The organism is Candidatus Pantoea persica (assembly GCF_013753875.1).
Classification (GTDB): Bacteria; Pseudomonadota; Gammaproteobacteria; order Enterobacterales; family Enterobacteriaceae; genus Pantoea; species Pantoea persica.
The window spans coordinates 340,977-360,701 of sequence record NZ_SMDS01000017.1 but is presented as its reverse complement, the minus strand read 5'-3'; the positions used below and the strand labels follow the sequence as shown (position 1 = coordinate 360,701).

At 58.3% G+C, this 19,725-nt stretch carries 17 protein-coding genes, 1 tRNA gene and 8 pseudogenes; 14 read left to right on the top strand and 12 right to left on the bottom strand.

Going from position 1 to position 19,725, the window contains the following annotated elements:
* A pseudogene (locus tag EIO60_RS08815) lies at positions 1-206 on the top strand (hypothetical protein); the annotation flags it as partial.
* A 149-nt stretch (positions 207-355) separates the two neighbouring features.
* Here EIO60_RS08815 and EIO60_RS08810 read toward each other — a convergent pair.
* From EIO60_RS08810 to EIO60_RS08780, 7 genes and pseudogenes are all read right to left on the bottom strand, one after another.
* Complete coding sequence (locus EIO60_RS08810) at positions 356-622, bottom strand: MarR family transcriptional regulator (RefSeq protein WP_258576534.1); 267 nt, start codon at positions 620-622, stop codon at positions 356-358.
* A gap of 191 nt (positions 623-813) precedes the next feature.
* Positions 814-889, bottom strand: a tRNA-Phe gene (locus tag EIO60_RS08805).
* Positions 890-996: 107 nt separating this feature from the next.
* Positions 997-1,580: pseudogene (gene dicD, locus EIO60_RS08800) on the bottom strand (division control transcriptional repressor DicD).
* Positions 1,581-1,632: 52 nt separating this feature from the next.
* Positions 1,633-3,309 carry a protein-disulfide reductase DsbD gene (locus EIO60_RS08795; RefSeq protein WP_309484699.1) on the bottom strand — a complete coding sequence of 559 codons (1,677 nt, stop codon included), beginning with the start codon at positions 3,307-3,309 and terminating at the stop codon, positions 1,633-1,635.
* Positions 3,285-3,599: a divalent cation tolerance protein CutA gene (cutA, locus tag EIO60_RS08790; RefSeq protein WP_258576533.1), complete on the bottom strand. Its 315-nt coding sequence runs from the start codon at positions 3,597-3,599 to the stop codon at positions 3,285-3,287. Before cutA ends, EIO60_RS08795 begins: the two co-directional genes overlap by 25 nt.
* A 75-nt stretch (positions 3,600-3,674) precedes the next feature.
* A pseudogene (locus EIO60_RS08785) lies at positions 3,675-4,898 on the bottom strand (anaerobic C4-dicarboxylate transporter).
* A gap of 108 nt (positions 4,899-5,006) precedes the next feature.
* Positions 5,007-6,350, bottom strand: a pseudogene (locus tag EIO60_RS08780) (aspartate ammonia-lyase).
* Between the two features lie 346 nt (positions 6,351-6,696).
* Here EIO60_RS08780 and EIO60_RS08775 point away from each other — a divergent pair.
* The 4 genes and pseudogenes from EIO60_RS08775 (at position 6,697) to EIO60_RS08760 (ending at position 9,917) form a co-directional block, all read left to right on the top strand.
* A complete protein-coding gene (locus EIO60_RS08775) occupies positions 6,697-7,155 on the top strand; it encodes an FxsA family protein (RefSeq protein WP_258576532.1) in 459 nt (152 codons plus the stop codon).
* A gap of 232 nt (positions 7,156-7,387) precedes the next feature.
* On the top strand, positions 7,388-7,681 hold the full coding sequence (locus EIO60_RS08770) for a co-chaperone GroES (RefSeq protein WP_258576531.1): 294 nt from the start codon (positions 7,388-7,390) through the stop codon (positions 7,679-7,681).
* Positions 7,682-7,727: 46 nt separating this feature from the next.
* A complete protein-coding gene (groL, locus tag EIO60_RS08765; RefSeq protein WP_258576530.1) occupies positions 7,728-9,371 on the top strand; it encodes a chaperonin GroEL in 1,644 nt (547 codons plus the stop codon).
* Between the two features lie 193 nt (positions 9,372-9,564).
* Positions 9,565-9,917 (top strand): annotated as a pseudogene (locus tag EIO60_RS08760) (DUF4156 domain-containing protein).
* Between the two features lie 55 nt (positions 9,918-9,972).
* Here EIO60_RS08760 and epmB read toward each other — a convergent pair.
* A complete protein-coding gene (gene epmB, locus EIO60_RS08755) occupies positions 9,973-11,001 on the bottom strand; it encodes an EF-P beta-lysylation protein EpmB (RefSeq protein ID WP_258576529.1) in 1,029 nt (342 codons plus the stop codon).
* Between the two features lie 40 nt (positions 11,002-11,041).
* Between epmB and efp the strand changes: the two genes are divergently transcribed.
* The 3 genes from efp (at position 11,042) to EIO60_RS08740 (ending at position 12,040) form a co-directional block, all read left to right on the top strand.
* Positions 11,042-11,608, top strand: a complete 567-nt coding sequence (efp, locus tag EIO60_RS08750) for an elongation factor P (RefSeq protein ID WP_258576528.1) — start codon at positions 11,042-11,044, stop codon at positions 11,606-11,608.
* 80 nt (positions 11,609-11,688) lie between these two features.
* On the top strand, positions 11,689-11,802 hold the full coding sequence (locus EIO60_RS08745; protein ID WP_258576559.1) for an EncA/B family entericidin: 114 nt from the start codon (positions 11,689-11,691) through the stop codon (positions 11,800-11,802).
* 103 nt (positions 11,803-11,905) lie between these two features.
* Complete coding sequence (locus EIO60_RS08740) at positions 11,906-12,040, top strand: entericidin A/B family lipoprotein (protein ID WP_258576527.1); 135 nt, start codon at positions 11,906-11,908, stop codon at positions 12,038-12,040.
* 33 nt (positions 12,041-12,073) lie between these two features.
* Here the strand turns inward: EIO60_RS08740 and EIO60_RS08735 are convergent.
* Positions 12,074-12,397, bottom strand: a pseudogene (locus tag EIO60_RS08735) (lipocalin family protein).
* Between the two features lie 265 nt (positions 12,398-12,662).
* Here EIO60_RS08735 and epmA point away from each other — a divergent pair.
* Positions 12,663-13,640 carry an elongation factor P--(R)-beta-lysine ligase gene (epmA, locus tag EIO60_RS08730; protein ID WP_258576526.1) on the top strand — a complete coding sequence of 326 codons (978 nt, stop codon included), beginning with the start codon at positions 12,663-12,665 and terminating at the stop codon, positions 13,638-13,640.
* Positions 13,641-13,743: 103 nt separating this feature from the next.
* Here epmA and EIO60_RS16695 read toward each other — a convergent pair.
* The 3 genes and pseudogenes from EIO60_RS16695 to zapG all read right to left on the bottom strand — a co-directional run.
* Positions 13,744-13,872, bottom strand: a pseudogene (locus EIO60_RS16695) (outer membrane-stress sensor serine endopeptidase DegS); the annotation flags it as partial.
* Between the two features lie 91 nt (positions 13,873-13,963).
* A pseudogene (degQ, locus tag EIO60_RS08725) lies at positions 13,964-15,327 on the bottom strand (serine endoprotease DegQ).
* A 108-nt stretch (positions 15,328-15,435) separates the two neighbouring features.
* Entirely contained in the window at positions 15,436-15,837 is a 402-nt protein-coding gene (gene zapG, locus EIO60_RS08720; protein WP_258576558.1) for a Z-ring associated protein ZapG, read from the bottom strand.
* Between the two features lie 176 nt (positions 15,838-16,013).
* Between zapG and zapE the strand changes: the two genes are divergently transcribed.
* The 5 genes from zapE (at position 16,014) to sspB (ending at position 19,667) form a co-directional block, all read left to right on the top strand.
* Positions 16,014-17,147, top strand: a complete 1,134-nt coding sequence (zapE, locus tag EIO60_RS08715) for a cell division protein ZapE (RefSeq protein ID WP_258576525.1) — start codon at positions 16,014-16,016, stop codon at positions 17,145-17,147.
* Positions 17,148-17,375: 228 nt separating this feature from the next.
* Positions 17,376-17,810, top strand: a complete 435-nt coding sequence (rplM, locus tag EIO60_RS08710) for a 50S ribosomal protein L13 (RefSeq protein ID WP_258576524.1) — start codon at positions 17,376-17,378, stop codon at positions 17,808-17,810.
* 15 nt (positions 17,811-17,825) lie between these two features.
* A complete protein-coding gene (gene rpsI, locus EIO60_RS08705) occupies positions 17,826-18,218 on the top strand; it encodes a 30S ribosomal protein S9 (RefSeq protein WP_258576523.1) in 393 nt (130 codons plus the stop codon).
* A 327-nt stretch (positions 18,219-18,545) separates the two neighbouring features.
* The gene (gene sspA, locus EIO60_RS08700) at positions 18,546-19,181 is read left to right on the top strand and encodes a stringent starvation protein SspA (RefSeq protein ID WP_258576522.1); all 636 of its coding nucleotides are present in this window, start codon (positions 18,546-18,548) and stop codon (positions 19,179-19,181) included.
* Between the two features lie 3 nt (positions 19,182-19,184).
* A complete protein-coding gene (sspB, locus tag EIO60_RS08695; RefSeq protein WP_258576521.1) occupies positions 19,185-19,667 on the top strand; it encodes a ClpXP protease specificity-enhancing factor in 483 nt (160 codons plus the stop codon).
* Positions 19,668-19,725: the final 58 nt, after the last annotated feature.

The window sequence follows — 19,725 nt, the reverse complement described above, 5'->3', positions numbered from 1 at the left end:
CTCTCTCTCTCTCTCTCTCTCTCTCTCTCTCTCTCTCTCTCTCTCTCTCTCTCTCTCTCTCTCTCTCTCTCTCTCTGCGCGTTGAGATAGAGCAGCAGGTTCTGGTCACCACGCGCAAAATCATTACCGGTATACATACCGGCACGCTAATGGGTGTGGTGGCCACCGGGCTGCCGGTAACCATTCAGGTGATGGATATGATGTAGATCGCGCAGGGGGCAATATGTTGTCCACTGGGGAATGAATAGCCTTGCAGCGGTGGTGGCGCAGCTACGCGAGGCGTAGTCTGCGCGCCTGATGCGCAGTTTATTCAGCGCGGCGATGCCTTTTATCAGATCGGCGCGCGGCTGCGCATCTAGCTTTTCGGTAACGAGGTCGGCGATCCAGCGCGCGCGCGGTTTGCAGTCAGGGCGATACGCTGCGCGCGGGCGTCCTGTGCGTTGGGCTCGCGGGTGTGTGTGATATAGCCCTGGTTCTCCAGCTTCTGGATCACTAGGCGCATGCTCTGATGCTTCATGCCGCGCAGGCGCGCCAGCTCGGCAATGGTGATGGCGCCGTGCGTTTCCAGCAGATCGAGCGTCTCATGCTGCGAGGTGCGTGCGGTGGCTGTGGTGACGCGCACGTGACATACAAAGATGCTGACCGCGCTGCGTCTCCGCCAGCTGCAGCGTCTGTTGGGCGTGTGGGGAAGGCATGGTGATCTCCTGAACGGCGGGGCGCAAGCGGCTATCTTGCCGGGGAAGGGCGGCACAATAAAGGAAAGAGCGGGCGTAGAAGAGCAAAAAACCTCGCAGAAGCGAGTGTTTTAAATTTTGGTGCCCGAACCCGGAATCGAACCAGGGACACGGGGATTTTCAATCCCCTGCTCTACCGACTGAGCTATTCGGGCAACGGGGCGCATTAAACCGTAAAGGCTGACGGCCGTCAACGCCTTTGCCAGAAAAAAGCAGGAAAACGTGACTGATTGCCTGCTTTTCACGCAAAGCGGTTAAAAACCTAAGTCAGTGCGCCGTTAGCGCGGCACAGCGCGATGCGCAGCACATCTTCTTCAGTCAGCCCGTTTTGTCTTGGCGACGTCCTGCACGTCGCGCTTCACCAGCAGCTTGCTGAGGCAGCCTTCCAGAATCAATTCCGACTGATCCGCCACCATCGTCGGGTTATCTAGCCCCAGCTCCACCAAAATTGTGTGAGTGAAATGCCACGACGCCTGCTTCTGCTGTTCGGCAATCTGATGAACCGGCTGATCCGGCTAGAGATAAAAGCTGCAGGCGGCGATAAACAAACAGCCCGGATAGCGCCCTTTCTGCACCTGTTCGCTCAGCACCTCAATAGCGCGCCAGCAGCTTCTGCTCGCCGTCGAGCCTGTCGCTGTCGATCACCTGCTGCCGCCAGCTGTCGATCTGCTGGCCGTGGTGGCGCAGCGCATCCTGCAGCAGGGCGTCGCGGTCGGGCCAGTAGCGCACCAGCTGCGCCAGATCCAGCTCGCTGTCGCCTACCAACTGCTGTAATAACGTCGCCGCCGCCAGTCCATTCTTTTCCAGCACGTTAAGGGCATGCTCGAGTACCTGTTCACGCTGCAAATGACGTATCCTCTCTACGCATCCGCCTGAGGCGGGGTTAGACCAGTGTCGTTTAGCGAGCCCGATTGTACAAATGCGTGCGGAAATCCTCGGCGTTGAGGAAACCCGTAATGCGTGAACCGGTTATTTCATGGCCCTGCGCGTCAAAAAACAGGATGGTCGGCAGGCCAAATACCTGCAGATGCTGCAGCAGGGCGTTGTCGGTGGCGCTATTCGCGGTCACATTCGCCTGCAACAGCTGCAGCTGGCCGAGCGCCTCGCGCACGCCGGGATCGCTAAAGGTATATTTTTCAAATTCTTTGCACGCTATGCACCAGTCGGCATAGAGATCCACCATAGTGACGCGCCCCTGGGCCTGCCGCAGAGCGGCGTCGAGCTGCGGCGCAGAGGCAACGGGCTGGAACGGCAGGCGCGTCGCCTGCATCGCGACGGGCGCGCCCCAGACCCACTCCTGCAGCGGGCGCACGCTGATCAGCGCCGCCGCCAGCATCAGGATCTGCACGATGCGCCACCGGCCGCTGCTGCCACGCAGGCTGCTGCTGAACGCCCAGGCGAAACCGGCGACGCCGAGCGCGCTCCACAGCCGCACTCCCCATGGGTTGCCCAGCACGCGCTCCAGTAGAAACACCGGCAGCGCGAGGATGACGAAGCCGAAACCCTGATTGACCGTCTCCATCCACGGGCCGCCTTTCGGCATCAGCCGGTTGCCGAACATCGTCACCGCAATCAACGGCAGGCCCATGCCTATCGCATAGAGCCACAGCGTGCCCGCACCGGCCAACAGATTGCCGCTCTGGGCGATGTAAAGCAGGATGGTGCTGAGCGGTGCGGTGGTGCAGGGCGAGCAGATCAGCCCCGCCAGCGCGCCCATCAAAAAGACGCCGGGCAGCGAACCGCCCTGCTGGCGATTGCTCCACAGCGTCAGGCGCGTCTGCACGCTGGCGGGCAGCTGCAGGGTAAAAAGGCCAAACATCGACAGCGCCAGCAGTGTGAAAATCAGCGATAGGCCAATCAGCACATACGGGTGTTGCAGCGCCGCCTGAAAGCGCAGGCCCGCCGTCGCGACCACTAGGCCCAGCAGCGTATAGGTGAGCGCCATGCCCAGCACGTAGACCAGCGCTAGGCTAAACAGGCGCAGCAGCGAGCTGCTGCGCTGGCCGCCGAGGATAATCCCGGCGATCAGCGGATACATCGGTAGCACGCACGGGGTAAAAGCGACGCCGATACCGATCAGCAGCGCCCAGAGCTGTGAGAAGAGCAGCGGCGCAGCGGATGAAGAGGCCGCGCTGGCAGCGACCGCCGACAGCGGCACGGTGCGGGTTTCCGGCGGATAGCAGAAGCCCGCCGCCGCGCAGCCCTGCCAGGTGACGCGCAGAGTGGCGCCGGCGGCGGCCTGCCGCAGCGCGACCGGCACGCTGAGGTCCTGCGGATAGATCTCGCTTTTGCCGTAAAACTCATCCTCATGGGGCTGGCCTGGCGGCAGTGTCACCGGTGCGATCTCCGCCTGCTGCGCGCTGAGGTGGATTTGCTGCCGGTAAAGGTAGTAGCCCTCTTTCACCTTCCAGCTCAGGGTCAGCTGATTGCCCTGCTGATTGAAATCGAAGCTAAACGCCTGGTCGACAGGCACGAAGCGACTACTGGCGTTAGGGGCAAAAAGAGAAGCCTGCGCGGGCAGGGCGATAAACAACTCCAGCATTGCGGCGATCAGGCAAGAGATGCGTGCAGCCATGACAAATATTCACTGTCTCCATGTTGAACCGGTAGCGCCAGCAGTTCGGGCACCTCGTAAGGATGTTCGCGCTTGAGCAGATCCATCAGCGCCTGCTGGTGGGCGGTATCGCTTTTTAACAGCAGCTGCACTTCGCTGTCCTGCTCAAGCTGGCCCTGCCAGACGTACAGTGAGGCGGCACCGGGCAGCAGCGTTACGCAGGCGGCGAGCTTCGCCTCCAGCGCCTGGGTGGCCAGCCGCCGCGCGCAGCTTTCGTCCGGTGCGGTGCAGAGAATGACAACAGCGTTCATCGTGTCGCTCCTGTTGCAGAAAGCGTCGATGATAGCACGCCCGACGCGCCGCAGGCTTTACAGGTTGTAACGGCGCTACAGCACCAGACCGGCGAACAAAAAGCCGAACGGCACCGACAGCACGATCGCCAGCACGCCGGGCACGATAAAGGCGTGGTTAAATACATATTTGCCGATGAGCGTCGAGCCGTTGTCGTTCATCTCCACCGCGGCCAGCAGCTCGGGTAGGTCGTCAGCACGAACAGCGCGGAGACGGCGGCGAACGAGGCGATAGTAGAATGGGGCGAGACCCCCAGCAGCAGCGCGGCGGGCATCAGCGCCTTGGCGGTCGCCGTCTTCGAATAGAGCAGCATCGAGGCGAAAAAGAGCGCCACCGCCAGCAGCCACGGCGCCTGCTGCAGTGAATCGCACGCTAGCTGCTGGATTTCATTGATATGCGCTTTGAGGACGGTGTCGCCGAGCCAGGCGACACCCATCACGCAGACGCAGGCGCTTATGCCCGGCTTAAAGGTGCTGGCGCTGAGAATGGCGCCGGTGTCGATTTTTCAGAATAGCGCGATCAGCGTCGCAATCGTCAGCATAAACACCACGATCGCTTCGTCACGCGGCAAGGGCGGATCGGCAATCAAGCCGACGCTGTCGCTGATGGCGGTGGCGTAGAGCACCACGGCGACGATATCGGCCAGAAACAGCAGCACCGACCGTTTCGCACCCGGCTTCGCCTCGTAGCTGCTGGCCCCGCGCAGGCGCACTTCGCCTCTGGCGAGACGAGCCTGGTAGACCTCATCGTCATGCAGCTCTTTGCCGAGGAAATTGGTCACCAGCGCCGCGAGAAACATGCCGATCATCGTTGAGGGAATTGCGATCGTCAGCAGGGCGATATAGCTGACGCTGCGAGGCGACTACGGCGATGAGAGAGCGGACGCGACGGGCGCACCCCTTGCTCTTTCGCCACTTCGGCAATCACCGGCAGCGTCGAAAACGCGGTATGGCCGGTGCCCGCCAGCAGCGTCATCATATAGGTTACCAGTGGCGCCAGCAGCGTGACGTAGCGCGGATGACGGCGTAGCAGCCGCTCCGCCAGGCTGACCAGATAATCCATGCCGCCCGCCACCTGCATCGCGGTGATGGCAGCGATCACCGCCATAATGATTTCAATTACATCGAAGGGAATCGCGCCCGGCTTCAGCCCGCAAAACAGCGTCGGCGCCCGCCCAGCCCGCCCGCAAAGCCGATGCTGCCCAGACGCGCACCCAACCAGAGCGCCAGCAGGACGATCGCTAATTCAACGACGAGCATTTGTCACCTCATCACAGTGAAAAAAGAGCGGGATATGTAGCAAATAAAAAGGCGCGTCGGGTTGATCGCGGCACGCCTTTTCGCTCATCGTCCATCGTCTCAATCGACTTACTGTTCGCTTTCGTCAGTATAGCGTCTGGCCTTGTAGACCGGGTACATTAGGTTCTGCACCGAGAAGATGTCGTCCAGCTCGCTCTCGGTCAGTAGGCCGCGCTCCAGCACCACTTCGCGCATGCTCTTGCCGGTTTCCGCGCAGATTTTTCCGACGATATCACTATTATTGTGGTGGCCGATATAGGGGGTGAGGTAGGTGACGATGCCGATGGAGTTGAAGACGTAGGCCTCTCACACCGCTTTGTTGGCGGTAATGCCCTCGACGCACTTGTCCAGCAGGTTGTAGAAGGTGTTGGTCAGAATGCTGATCGACTCGAACAGCGCCTAGCCGATCACCGGCTCCATCACGTTAAGCTGCAGCTGGCCCGCTTCCGCCGCCATGGTCAGCGTCGTATCGTTGCCGATTACCTTGAAGCAGACCTGGTTCACCACTTCCGGCACCACCGGGTTGACCTTGGCCGGCATGATTGAGGAACCCGCCTGCAGTTCCGGCAGGTTGATCTCGTTCAGGCCGGCGCGCGGACCGGAAGAGAGCAGGCGCAGGTCGTTGCAGATTTTCGACAGCTTCACCACCAGGCGCTTCAGCGAGGAGTGCACCATCACGTAGGCGCCGCAGTCGGAGGTAGCTTCGATCAGATCTTCCGCTGGCACTACCGGTAGCTTGCTCACCTCGGCGGTGCGCAGAATGCTGCGCGTCTCTTCGTTAAGCAGCACGTGGAAGGCGTGAAACTCCTGGCCCAGCATCATCGGCACCGCGTCCTGCAGCTGGGTGCGGCCCATTTTCAGGATGGTTTCGAACTCCACCGCCTTGCGCTCGAAGCCTTCGCCCTGCGCGTTAATGGCGTCCAGCAGCGTCAGGATCGAGCTGTAGACCGCGATGCGAAAGCCGGTGGGGTAGGCGTCGTTGGTGGACTGGCACTTGTTGACGTGATCGTCGGGGTTGAGGAACTGATAGTCGCCCTTCTGGTGGCCCATCAGCTCCATCCCGATATTGACCAGCACTTCGTCGGTGTTCATCTTGACCGAAGTGCCCGCGCTGCCCTGATAGACGTCGACCGGGAACTGATCCATGCACTTGCCGTTGTTCAGCACCTCGTCGCAGGCCTGAATAATCGCGTTGGCGATGTTGCGCGGAATGGTCTGCAGCTCTTTGTTGGCGAGCGCGGCGGCCTTTTTCACCATCACCATGCCGCGCACAAATTCGGGAATGTCGCTGATTTTACTGTTGCTGATACGGAAATTTTCAATCGCACGCAGAGTATGAACGCCGTAGTAGGCATCGGCGGGGACTTCACGCATGCCTAGCAGGTCTTCTTCGATACGAATGTTGTTCTCCATGGTAACCTTCTTGTTATTGCCGCTTGCGCTGGCGCTGTCCATCACAGGGGATGTGTTTGTTGCTCGTGGAAAGCCGGAGCCGACAGTGTAACTGCCTGACGTCTGGTGAGCACGATCATATGCCGCCCTCGGGCAGAAGCGTGAGAGGGGATCCGTTTGCGCGCCCCAATTGTCGAGGCCTTCGCGACGATATGTGATATCGCGCACGAATTTAACCCTACTGTAAATATTTGAAAACATCGGTTGAATTCGCCGCTGACCACGCCTATCTCACTGCTATGCCGCTTAAAATGGCTTTTTTGCCGCTCGCGCCGACGCGAGGCGGCCTGACCAAAAGGAGAATACGGTGCGCTGGTTACCGTTAATCATTATTTTTGTGCTCGCCTGGATTGAGATCACCCTGTTTATTCAGGTGGCTCAAGCGCTGGGCGTGCTGATGACCATGCTGCTGGTGATCTTCACCTCGGCGCTTGGCGTGTCGCTGGTGAAAAATCAGGGAATGAAAAACTTTATGCTGATGCAGGAGAAGCTGGCGCGCAACGAGAGCCCGGCCGCCGAGATGCTCAAAAGCGTGTCGCTGATCATCGCCGGCTTCCTCCTGCTGCTGCCCGGTTTTTTCACCGACTTCCTCGGCCTGCTGCTGCTGCTGCCGTCGGTGCAGAAGCACCTGACGCTGAAGCTGATGCCCCATCTGCGCGTCTGGCGCGGGCCGGGCGCGGGGCCAGACAGTAGCGTTACCGTGGACGGCGAGTTCGAGCGCAAAGAGAACGACCGCATCGGGTATGACGACCACCACGATCGTTAAGCCCGGATAGCTGAAAAGCGTGACCTCACCGTCACGCTTTTTTATGCGCGGCGCGAAGCACGCGCCATTCGCGCAAAAAATCGCCACTCATCAAAGGCAAATAAAAAATTTATCTTTTTGCCCTTGAAAGCCATTTTAGCTGACCACATCTCTTACACCATGAGCCGGAAGCCCTGCAGCCCGGCGTTCAACCCAAAATGAATGATTGGACTTCTCAAAGGAGAGCTATCTAATGAAAATTCGTCCGTTGTACGATCGCGTTATCGTCAAGCGTAAAGAAGTTGAAGCTAAATCTGCTTGCGGCATCGTTCTGACCGGCTCTGCAGCAGGCAAATCGACCCGTGGCGAAGTGCTGGCCGTGGGCAATGGTCGCATCCTGGAAAACGGCGACGTGAAGCCGCTGGACGTGAAGGTTGGCGATCTGGTGATCTTTAGCGAAGGTTACGGCGCAAAAACTGAGAAGGTCGATAACGAAGAAGTACTGATCATCTCTGAAAGCGATATCCTGGCGATTGTTGAAGCCTGAGTTATGCGTAATTCATTGAACGAAACGAATTTAAGGGACAATTGAAATGGCAGCTAAAGACGTAAAATTCGGTAATGACGCACGTGTAAAAATAATGCGCGGCGTGAACGTACTGGCAGATGCAGTAAAAGTTACCTTGGGCCCGAAAGGCCGTAACGTGGTTCTGGATAAATCTTTTGGGGCACCGGCCATCACTAAAGATGGCGTGTCCGTTGCGCGTGAAATCGAGCTGGAAGACAAGTTCGAAAACATGGGCGCACAGATGGTGAAAGAAGTGGCCTCTAAAGCGAACGACGTAGCAGGCGACGGCACCACCACCGCAACCGTACTGGCGCAGGCTATCGTTAATGAAGGTCTGAAAGCTGTGGCTGCGGGCATGAACCCGATGGATCTGAAGCGCGGCATCGACAAAGCGGTTATCGCGGCGGTCGAGAAGCTGAAAGCGCTGTCCGTTCCTTGCTCCGACGCTAAAGCGATCGCGCAGGTCGGCACCATCTCCGCTAACTCCGATGAAAGCGTCGGTACCCTGATCGCGCAGGCGATGGAAAAAGTGGGTAAAGAAGGCGTGATCACCGTTGAGGAAGGCACCGGTCTGCAGGACGAGCTGGACGTAGTTGAAGGTATGCAGTTTGACCGCGGCTACCTCTCTCCGTATTTCATCAACAAGCCGGAAACCGGCGCAGTCGAGCTGGAATCGCCGTTCATCCTGCTGGCTGACAAGAAAATCTCCAACATCCGCGAAATGCTGCCGGTGCTGGAAGCCGTTGCCAAAGCAGGCAAACCGCTGCTGATCGTCGCTGAAGACGTGGAAGGTGAAGCGCTGGCGACCCTGGTGGTCAACACCATGCGCGGCATCGTGAAAGTGGCTGCGGTGAAAGCACCGGGCTTCGGCGACCGTCGTAAAGCGATGCTGCAGGATATCGCTATCCTGACCGGCGGTACCGTCATCTCTGAAGAGATCGGTATGGAGCTGGAAAAAGCAGCTCTGGAAGATCTGGGCCAGGCGAAACGTGTGGTTATCAACAAAGACACCACCACCATCATCGACGGCGTGGGCGAAGAGTCCGCTATCTCCGGCCGCGTGACGCAGATCCGTCAGCAGATCGAAGAAGCGACCTCTGACTACGACAAAGAAAAACTGCAGGAGCGTGTAGCAAAACTGGCAGGCGGCGTAGCCGTTCTGAAAGTGGGCGCAGCCACTGAAGTTGAAATGAAAGAGAAGAAAGCGCGCGTTGAAGATGCCCTGCACGCGACCCGTGCTGCGGTAGAAGAAGGCGTAGTAGCCGGTGGCGGCGTGGCGCTGGTTCGCGTTGCGGCACAGCTGACCGAGCTGACTGGCCAGAACGAAGACCAGAACGTCGGTATCAAAGTCGCGCTGCGCGCAATGGAAGCGCCGCTGCGTCAGATCGTTTCCAACGCCGGCGAAGAGCCGTCTGTGGTAGCGAACAACGTGAAAAACGGCGACGGCAACTACGGTTACAACGCGCAGACCGAAGAGTACGGTAACATGATCGACTTCGGTATCCTGGACCCAACCAAAGTGACCCGTTCTGCGCTGCAGTACGCGGCCTCTGTTGCTGGCCTAATGATCACTACCGAGTGCATGGTGACCGACCTGCCGAAAGGCGACGCGCCTGATTTAGGCGCTGGTGGTATGGGCGGTATGGGCGGTATGGGCGGTATGATGTAATTGCCCTGACCCTTGCGTCATCTAAAAACCCTCGGCCGTTTCCGGTCGGGGGTTTTTCTTTTGCAGGGGAAAAGGGTATAAGTAAGAACGCAATAGTTCGGCTTTGTAGGCCAGGGCAATGAATGTGCAGAAAAAACAACTGTTTTTCTGCTACGCTGCCGCCCAACACTGATGATAATAAATGAGTATTACAATGCGGATTGACCTCTTGCTCGGCCTGGCGGTCGGTACTTTACTGGCGGGCTGCAGCAGCTCTCATCAACTGAGCGCTGGCGGCGAACGTGTCACCTTTACCGACCAACAGCCAGGCAGCGACTGTCAGCTTCTGGGCAACGTCACCGGCTCACGAGCAACTGGCTGAGCAGCTCCGGCGGCGAAGGCAGCTCGCTACGCGGCGCGGCCAACGACCTGCGCAACCGCACGGCGGAGATGGGCGGCAACGTGATTTACGGCGTTACCAGCCCGACGTAAAATCTGTGGTCCGCTTTCGCGCCGCTGGACAGCAAAATGAACGGCCAGGTGTATAATTGTCCGAATAAAGCCTGATCGGCGCGCCGATCCACATTGCTACGCCTGACGGCCGGTTTGATACCGGCCGTTTTTATTCCTGCCGCAGCTGCAGGTCGAGCGGCGTTTTGCTCGGCTCGCCGCCGATCTCCCGCGCCAGCTTCGGCACCATATAGCCGGATACCTGCGTCAGCAGCTCGCGCACCAGCGCGCGCGCCTCGTCGTCGGAGACGAAGAAGTGCGCCGCGCCCTGCACCTTATCCAGCATGTGCAGGTAGTAGGGCAGAATGCCGGCGTCGAACAGCGCGTTGCTGAGGGCGGCCAGTGTCGCGGCGTTATCGTTGACGCCGCGCAGCAGCACGCTCTGGTTAAGCAGCGTTACGCCGGCGCGCTTCAGCTGCTGCATGGCCTCCTGCAACGCCGCGTTGATCTCCTGCGCATGGTTGATATGCGTCACCATCAGTACCTGCAGGCGCGTTTCGGCAAGGATCTGACACAGGCTGTCGGTAATGCGCGCCGGGATCACCACCGGCAGGCGGCTGTGAATGCGCAGTCGCTTCAGGTGCGGGATCTGCGCCAGCGCGTCAATCAGCCACGCCAGCTCCTGATCTTTCGCCATCAGCGGGTCGCCGCCGGAAAAGATAATCTCATCCAGCTCGGGGTGGGCGGCGATATAGTCGATGGCCGTCTGCCAGCTGCGCTTATTGCCGGGGTTTTCCTGATAGGGAAAATGGCGGCGTAAGCAGTAGCGGCAGTTCACCGCGCAGCCGCCCTTCACCAGCAGCAGCGCGCGGTTTCGGTACTTGTGCAGCAGGCCCGGCATCACGCTGCTCTGCTCGTCAAGCGGGTCGGTGCTGTAACCGGGCGCCTGAACAAACTCCTGGCCCTGGGTCAGCACCTGCAGCAGCAGCGGGTCCTGCGCATCGCCCGGTTTCATGCGGGCGATAAAGGCGCGCGGCACACGCAGCGCGAAAAGCCGCAGCGCATCGCTTCCTGCGGCCAGTTCCGCATGCCGATTCAGGGCTAAAAGTTGGAGTAATTCATCAGGTTCGGTGACAACATCAGCAAGTTGCTGCAACCAATCTTCTCTGGAAGGGGTTTTTAGGGTTACAATATGTGCCATTTTTTGGCTATTACCAGTTCGATATTTACAGAGGGCCTTTATGGCGACTTATCTTAGCAACGATTTTCGTTCCGGTCTTAAAATCATGTTCGAAGGCGAGCCCTATGCCATCGAATCCAGCGAGTTCGTTAAGCCAGGTAAAGGTCAGGCGTTCGCGCGCGTAAAAATGCGCCGTCTGCTGACCGGCACCCGCGTGGAGAAAACCTTTAAGTCTACCGACTCGGCTAAAGGCGCGGACGTTGTTGATATGACGCTGCAGTACTCTTACAACGACGGCGACTTCTTCTACTTCATGCACCCGGAAACCTTCGAGCAGTATCAGGTTGAAGCGAAAGTGCTGGAAGACGTGCAGAAATGGCTGCAGGACAACGCGGAGTGTATCGTGACTCTGTGGAACAACAAAGCCATCGCCGTGCAGGCGCCGAACTTTATCGAATCTGAAGTCATCGAAACCGATCCAGGTCTGAAAGGCGACACCGCAGGCACCGGCGGCAAGCCTGCCACCCTGGCGACCGGCGCAGTGGTGAAAGTGCCACTGTTCGTGCAGATCGGTGAAGTGGTAAAAGTCGATACGCGCTCTGGCGAATACGTGTCACGCGTAAAATAAGTGCGAAGGCGCATCCCCGGGATGCGCCTTTTTCTTGTGTGAGTCTGGAAGAATGAAAAAAACAGCTGAAACTTTTTACGCTGGTGCTGCTGGCCTGTTCTGCGCTCAGCGCCTGCAATACCTTTCACGGCTTTGGCGAAGAAGATGTTTCCCACCTCGGCGGCGCCATCTTCTCGCGCACGGCTAATAAATAGTTCCGGCCGATAACCTTTTTTCAGTTGCATTCCCTACGTTCAGCCATAAGCAGTCTGTGCTTAAAAAGTTGTATTTAACTGCAACCACAAAAAGGACATTGCCATGTTAAAGAAAAGTATTGTTACGATTTTCTCAGTGTTAGTGCTCTCCTCTCTGCTGTCCGCCTTTAACACCACGCGCGGCGTGGGTGAGGACGTAGAAGCAGGCGGCCAGGCCATTCAGCGTACTGCGCAGTAAGCTCATCAAGCCGGTACAAGCCTTTCGTACCGGTTATTTCTGTTTTACCCAGATCAGCTCATCCACCGGAAAACCAGCCTGTCGTGCTTGGTTCACCAGCTTTTGCTTCACCCCTTCATCCGGCTGCGGCGTGCGCGACAGGATCAACATGTAGTGGCGATTAGGGCCGCAAGACTTTCAGCGCGGTGCGCTGCGGGTCGCCGGTATAAAGTAAGCCTTGCCAACGCTCTCCTGCCATTTCTGCTTCTGCGGCTTATAGCCGCGGTTAATCACCTTCAGGTCGCTATCCTCGCGCAGGCTGTAGGTGGCCGTCACTTGCTCTAGCCCGCGTTTAAAGCGGTGGTCGAGATGCGCGATCTCATATCAGGTGCCCAGATAGCGCTGGCTGTCGAACCCTTTGACCACGGTCACGTTCTTCGGCGGCGTGGTGGAGCAGGCGACCGACAGCATGGAGCCGAGGCCGGCGATAAAGGTTTTCCATGGGGACTAAAGGACTCCTTTGTTGTTGAACTCGATAAGTATAGTTGCCGCTACGATTTTTCCCCGCCGCCAGCTGGCCGATTGTTTGCCGACAATATTGCAGGTAGACTTTCCCCCTTATTTGTATAAGGAGTATATCACCATGAGCGAAACGGCAAACTGGCAGCCGAGCGCACCTGTCGCAAATTTGTTGAAACGTGCGGCAATCCTTGCGGAAATTCGACGTTTCTTTGCCGATCGCGGCGTGCTGGAGGTGGATACCCCGGCCATGAGCCAGGCGACCGTGACCGATGTTCATCTGGTGCCTTTTCAGACGCGCTTTGTCGGGCCCGGCGCGACGCAGGGGCGCGATCTCTGGCTGATGACCAGCCCGGAATATCATATGAAGCGCCTGCTGGCGGCGGGCGGCGGGCCGATCTATCAGATGGGGCGCTGTTTCCGCAACGAAGAGGCGGGCCGTCACCACAACCCTGAATTCACCATGCTGGAGTGGTATCGCCCGCACTACGATATGTACCGCCTGATGAACGAAGTGGACGATCTGCTGCTACAGGTGCTGGAGTGCGACAGCGCCGAGTCGCTCTCTTACCAGCAGGCGTTTATCCGTCATCTGGATCTCGACCCTCTGTCGGCGGATAACGCGCAGCTGCGTGAGGCGGCGGAAAAGCTGGGCGAGGGCGAACTGGCGAGCCGCGAAGAGGATCGCGATACGCTGCTGATGCGGCTGTTTATGCTGGGGGTGGAACCGAAGATTGGCATCGATAAGCCGACCTTCATTTATCACTTTCCCGCCAGCCAGGCAGCGCTGGCCGAAATCAGCACGGAAGATCACCGCGTAGCGGAGCGTTTCGAGGTCTATTACAAAGGTGTGGAGCTGGCGAACGGCTTCCGCGAGCTGACCGACAGCCGCGAGCAGCGTCAGCGTTTCGAGCAGGACAATCGTCGCCGCGCGGCGCGTGGGCTGCCGCAGCATCCGGTCGATACCTATCTGCTGGACGCGCTGGCGCACGGCATGCCCGCCTGTTCCGGAGTGGCGCTGGGCGTGGATCGCTTGATTATGCTGGTGCTGAAGGCGGATTCGCTAAGCGAGGTGATAGCCTTCCCGGTGGATCGCTGCTGAACAAGACAGCGTTACGCTTTCTTCTGGAGGGGGCGATGCGCCAATATCGGGAACCGATCGCAAAGTCGCTCAAGGCATCTATGCGCGCTCGTCCCGCGCAATGCGTGTCAGGGCTGTCGTCACGGTCGAGAAAGGCGCTGCTGGTGCCCATACGCAGTGCGGGCAGTGTGGCAAGCAGGATGCCCGCGACGATCAGGCCCAACACCACTAAACGCAAAAGTTTAAGAAACATGGTGTTAACTCACGCCAGGATAGATCGCAGGGCAGAATAGCATGAGAAAGGCGAACAGACACGCGCTTGTGTTGTTAGCCTGATAGCGGGATTAACTCAGCAGCAGGTAGATCGACTCGTCGCCGCGCACCACGTTCAGCGCCAGTACCGGCGGCTTGCCTTCCAGCACTTTGCGCATTTCGGCAAGGCTGGTGACGCGCGTGCGGTTGACGCCGACGATCACATCATCTTTTGGCAGACCGACCTGTTCCGCCGGCGTGCCTTTGTCTATGCTGTCGATCTTAACGCCCTTGTCGCCGGTTTTGGTCGCGCCATCGCTCAGCATTGCGCCCTGCAGCGCTGTCGACATCAGCTGCGCGCTGGCGGTGCTTTGCGCGTTCTGCTCCAGTGTCACCTCAACCGACAGCGGCTTGCCGTCGCGCAGCAGGCCGAGCTTAACCTTCTCACCCGGCGCGGTGGTACCCACCTTGACGTGCAGTTCGGCAAAGCCGGTGATCGGCTTGTCGTTGATTGAGGTAATGATATCGCCCGACTTGATGCCCGCCTTCTGCGCGGCGGACTGCAGCAGCACTTCAGAGACGAACGCGCCGCGCTGGGCGTCGACCTTGAACGCTTTGGCGATATCCGCCGTCATCTCGGTGCCCTTGATGCCGAGCTAGCCGCGCTTCACTTCGCTGAACTTAATCAGCTGCTGCGCCAGGTTGATGGCCATGTCGCTGGGGATGGCGAAGCTGATGCCGATGTTCCCGCTGCTCGACCAGAATCGTGGTGTTGATGCCGATCAGCTCGCCGTTCAGATTGAACAGCGCGCCGCCGGAGTTGCCGCGGTTAATGGCGGCGTCGGTCTGGATAAAGTTTTCCAACCCTTCCAGGTTAAGGCCGCTGCGTCCCAGCGCAGAAATAATGCCGGAGGTCGCGGTCTGGTCCAGCCCGAACAGGTTGCCGATGGCTACGGCGAAATCGCCCACTTTCAGCTGGTAGGCGTCGGCGATTTTCACCTGGGTCAGGTTCTTCGCGCCTTCAACCTGAATCAGGGCGATATCGGTCTGCTCGTCATGACCAATCAGCTTCGCGTCATATTCGCTGCCGTCGCCCAGCTGCACGCTGATCTTGTCCGCGCCGTTCACCATCATGGTTGTTGGTGAGGATATAGCCCTTCGCGGCGTCGATAATTACACCGGAGCCTAATCCTTCAAACGGCTACGGCTGATCGCCGCCCTGGCCAAAGAAACGCTTCAGCGGCTCGGGAATCTCCTGCGTCTGGCTGGCCGTTTCCGTGCCTTCGACGTGGACGCTGACCACGGCGGGCAACACTTTTTCCAGCATCGGTGCCAGGCTGGGCAACGGCTGGCCCTGAACCTGCGCAGGCAAGGTCACTATAGCAGCCGGCGCTGCGGCAAGGCTCATCCTGATACTCAAGGCTAATGCGCTTAACAGTCGTGCTTGTTTTTTCATTGCTACAACGCTCTCGCTGAGAAAAGTGGGGGAATAAACGTATGTGACAGCTGATTTGAGGTTGGGTTCGCAAAAAACAGGGCGCAAACGGATTGCGCCCTAAAAGGATTAGTCGCGCGCGGCACGTTCGCCATGCAGCAGGCCGGAAGCGCCTTCTGAATAGTCGCGCGGGATTTGCACCGGCGCCTGATCGTTGTCCGCCTCAGCTTCGGTCAGCTGATAGGTGAAGGGGTTTTTCTCGCCCGGCAGATTTGGCAGCAGATCGTTCGATCCCTTCGCCATGTGCTGATAGAGCTGGCGGTAGTCGCGCGCCATGTTGTCCAGCAGCTCAGCGCTCTGCGCAAAGTGGTTGGTCAACTCTTCGCGATAGTCGGCCAGCTCTGCTTTGCTCTTCTCCAGCTCGTACTGCATGCTGCGCTGCTCGCGCAGTTTTTTGTTTCCGAAACTCATGGCAACCGCGCCGACAATAATGCCAATGACTAAACCAATTAGCCCGTATTCCCAGGTCATAATGACTCCCATGTAATTTCCTTTGTTTGTAGGGCACCCACCATTTCAATAGTAGCCACTATACCCGTTAATCTTAAGGATGTGGAACTCTGAGGCGGCATAGCTTAGTGTAGAGAGGCCTTTTTTTCGACAACCGAACTGTGAATACGATCTTTTTCAGGGACTTTGAGAGAACCATGCAAACCTCATCTCCGCTTGCGCGCTATGAGCAGGCGCTGTCGCTGGGCGACTTTAAACCCGACGATGTACAACGTGACGCGATTACCCGACTGGATGCGGTGCAGCGCGCGCTGATCGCCCGTCAGGCCGAGGCGCCCGCCGCCGCCGCCGGCAAAGGCCTGTTCGGCCGCCTGTCCCGACTAATGGGCAAAGATAAACCGGAGGCACAGGCGCCGGTGCGCGGTCTCTATATGTGGGGCGGCGTCGGGCGTGGCAAAACCTGGGTAATGGATCTCTTTTTTCAGTCTATTCCTGGCGATCGCAAGCTGCGCCTGCATTTCCACCGCTTTATGCTACGCGTGCATGAAGAGCTGGCGCAGCTTCAGGGCCAGAGCGATCCGCTACTGACGCTCGCCGACCGCTTTAAGGCGCAAACGGACATTCTCTGTTTCGACGAATTTTTCGTCTCCGATATCACCGACGCCATACTGCTTGGCACGCTGATGGAGGCGCTGTTCGCGCGCGGCATTACGCTGGTGGCGACCTCGAATATTCTGCCGGACGAACTCTATCGCAACGGGCTGCAGCGCGCGCGCTTTCTGCCGGCGATTGAGCAGATCAAGCAGCACTGCGACGTGATGAACGTCGACGCGGGCATCGACTACCGCCTGCGCACTCTGACCTCGGCGCACCTGTGGAACTACCCGCTGAACGAGGCGACGCAGGCCGAGATGGAGCGCATGTTCAAGGCGCTGGCGGGCAGCGCGCGCGACGAGGCGCCGGCGCTGGAGATCAACCACCGCCAGATAGCGACGCTGGGCGTCAGCGAAGGAGGGCTGGCGATCGACTTTCTGACGCTGTGCGGGGAAGGGCGCAGCCAGCATGACTATATCGAGCTATCGCGACGCTTCCACAGCGTGCTGCTCTATAACGTGCCGGTGATGATTTACAAAACCGAAGACCAGGCGCGGCGCTTCCTCGCGCTGGTGGATGAGTTCTACGAGCGCCACGTCAAGCTGGTGGTTGCGGCCGAAACCTCATTGTTCGAAATCTATCAGGGCACGCGGCTGAAATTTGAGTATCAGCGCTGCCTGTCGCGCCTACAGGAGATGCAGAGTGAGGAGTATTTGCGCCTGCCGCACCTGCCGTAAGTGCACACAATAAAAAGATCAAATAGGGTTCGATTTTTAGAATCGACTTCTCTATAATTTTGCGGCCCCACGTTACAGCAACTGGATTTATTTCCCGAATCCGTTGTGCTCCGGTAACTCTATCCGAAGGGGTGGGCTTGCTGGTCAAAACGGTCGTGTGAGCCTCGACCGTTTACTTAAGCGTTTGGGTTTTCACCAACGTGAAACTTAATTTGGGTAAGCTTTTCGATGAAAACTTTTACAGCTACAGCTAAACCAGAAACCGTACAGTGCAACTGGTATGTTGTTGACGCAATTGGCAAAAACCTGGGTCGCCTAGCGACTGAACTGGCGCGCCGTCTGCGTGGTAAGCATAAAGCAGAATACACTCCGCATGTTGATACCGGTGATTACATCATCGTTCTGAACGCTGACAAAGTTGCTGTAACCGGCAACAAGCGTTCAGACAAGATCTACTATCACCACACTGGCCACATCGGTGGTATCAAACAGGCGACCTTTGAAGAGATGATTGCTTGCCGTCCGGAGCGTGTGATTGAAATCGCGGTTAAAGGCATGCTGCCGAAGGGCCCGCTGGGTCGTGCAATGTTCCGTAAGCTGAAAGTTTACGCGGGCACCGAGCACAACCATGCGGCACAGCAACCGCAAGTTCTTGACATTTAATTGGGATTACAGGCAATGGCTGAAACTCAAAACTATGGCACTGGTCGCCGCAAAAGCTCTTCCGCACGCGTCTTTATCAAGACTGGTAGCGGTAACATCGTAATTAACCAGCGCTCTCTGGAGCAGTGCTTCGGTCGCGAGACTGCACGCATGGTCGTGCGTCAGCCGCTGGAGCTGGTTGATATGGTTGGTAAACTGGACCTGTACATCACCGTTAAAGGTGGTGGTATCTCTGGTCAGGCAGGTGCGATCCGCCACGGTATCACCCGCGCTCTGATGGATTACGACGAGTCTCTGCGTTCTGAACTGCGTAAAGCGGGCTTCGTTACCCGTGACGCACGTCAGGTTGAACGTAAGAAAGTCGGTCTGCGCAAAGCACGCCGTCGTCCGCAGTTCTCCAAGCGTTAATTGTTTGCAGCTCTGGCTGCGACGCTACGATCAAAAAACCCGCTTCGGCGGGTTTTTTATTGGCCATCGCCTTGCGGCAAAGCGCGCGCTAAATCTCAGCGCTGTTCGCAAATTCCCCGCAAATCTCTAATCCCCGCCCACAAGCTGCCCAAAATCTGGTAAACTCTGTGACACTTTGCGCCCATAAGTCGGCGTGTGATGCCGCTCCTCTGTCAGGATGTCAGCGCGACAACGCTAGCGCAGGCTGTGAGCGAACGATTGAGCAGGTGAGTCGCCGTGTGGTTGGCTATTCGCAGTAACTTTTTGTGAACAAACTTGGAGGTTTTCATGGCTGTCGCTGCCAACAAACGTTCGGTAATGACGCTGTTTTCTGGTCCCACGGATATTTTCAGCCATCAGGTACGTATCGTACTGGCTGAAAAGGGCGTCAGCGTGGAGATCGAGCAGGTCGAAATGGATAACCTGCCGCAGGATCTGATTGACCTCAACCCGTATCGCACTGTGCCGACGCTGGTAGATCGTGAACTGACGCTGTATGAATCGCGCATCATTATGGAGTATCTGGATGAGCGTTTCCCGCATCCGCCGCTGATGCCGGTCTACCCAGTGGCGCGCGGCGAAAGCCGCCTGATGATGCACCGCATCGAGCAGGACTGGTACAGCCTGATGCACACCATTGAAAAGAGCAACGCTCAGGAAGCGGCGCGCAAGCAGCTGCGTGAAGAGCTGCTAGCCATTGCGCCGCTTTTCTCCCGCACCCCGTTCTTTATGAGCGAAGAGTTCAGCCTGGTGGACTGCTACCTGGCGCCGCTGCTGTGGCGTTTGCCGTCGATGGGCGTGGATCTGGCCGGCGCCGGTTCGAAAGAACTCAAAGGCTATATGACGCGCGTGTTTGAACGCGACTCCTTCCTCGCTTCGCTGACGGAAGCGGAACGCGAAATGCGCCTGCAAGCCCGAGGCTAACCTATGGAAATGTCGCAACTCACAGCCCGACGTCCCTATCTGTTGCGCGCCTTCTACGACTGGCTGCTCCACAACCAGCTGACGCCGCACCTGGTGGTCGACACTAATCTGCCTGACGTTCAGCTGCCGCTGGAGTACGCTCGCGATGGTCAGATCGTACTGAACATCGCGCCGCGCGCGGTCGGCAATCTGGAATTGGGCAACGACGAAGTGCGCTTCAACGCGCGCTTTGGCGGCGTGCCGCGCAAGGTTTCCGTGCCGATGGCCGCCATTCTGGCGATTTATGCGCGCGAGAACGGCGTAGGAACTATGTTCGAGCCAGAACCGGCCTACGAGCTAGGCGAGCAGAATGACGACGCGACATCAGAAGAGCCGGTGATGTCCGTCATAGACGACGATCGCCCGGATGACGCGCCCAATGACGATCCGTCGCCAGACGACGAGCCGCTGCGCGGTGGTCGCCCGTCGCTGCGCGTCGTGAAGTAACGCGCGCTTCCGCAAAAGAGAAAAGCCAGCTGAAAAGCTGGCTTTTTACATTGCGCCG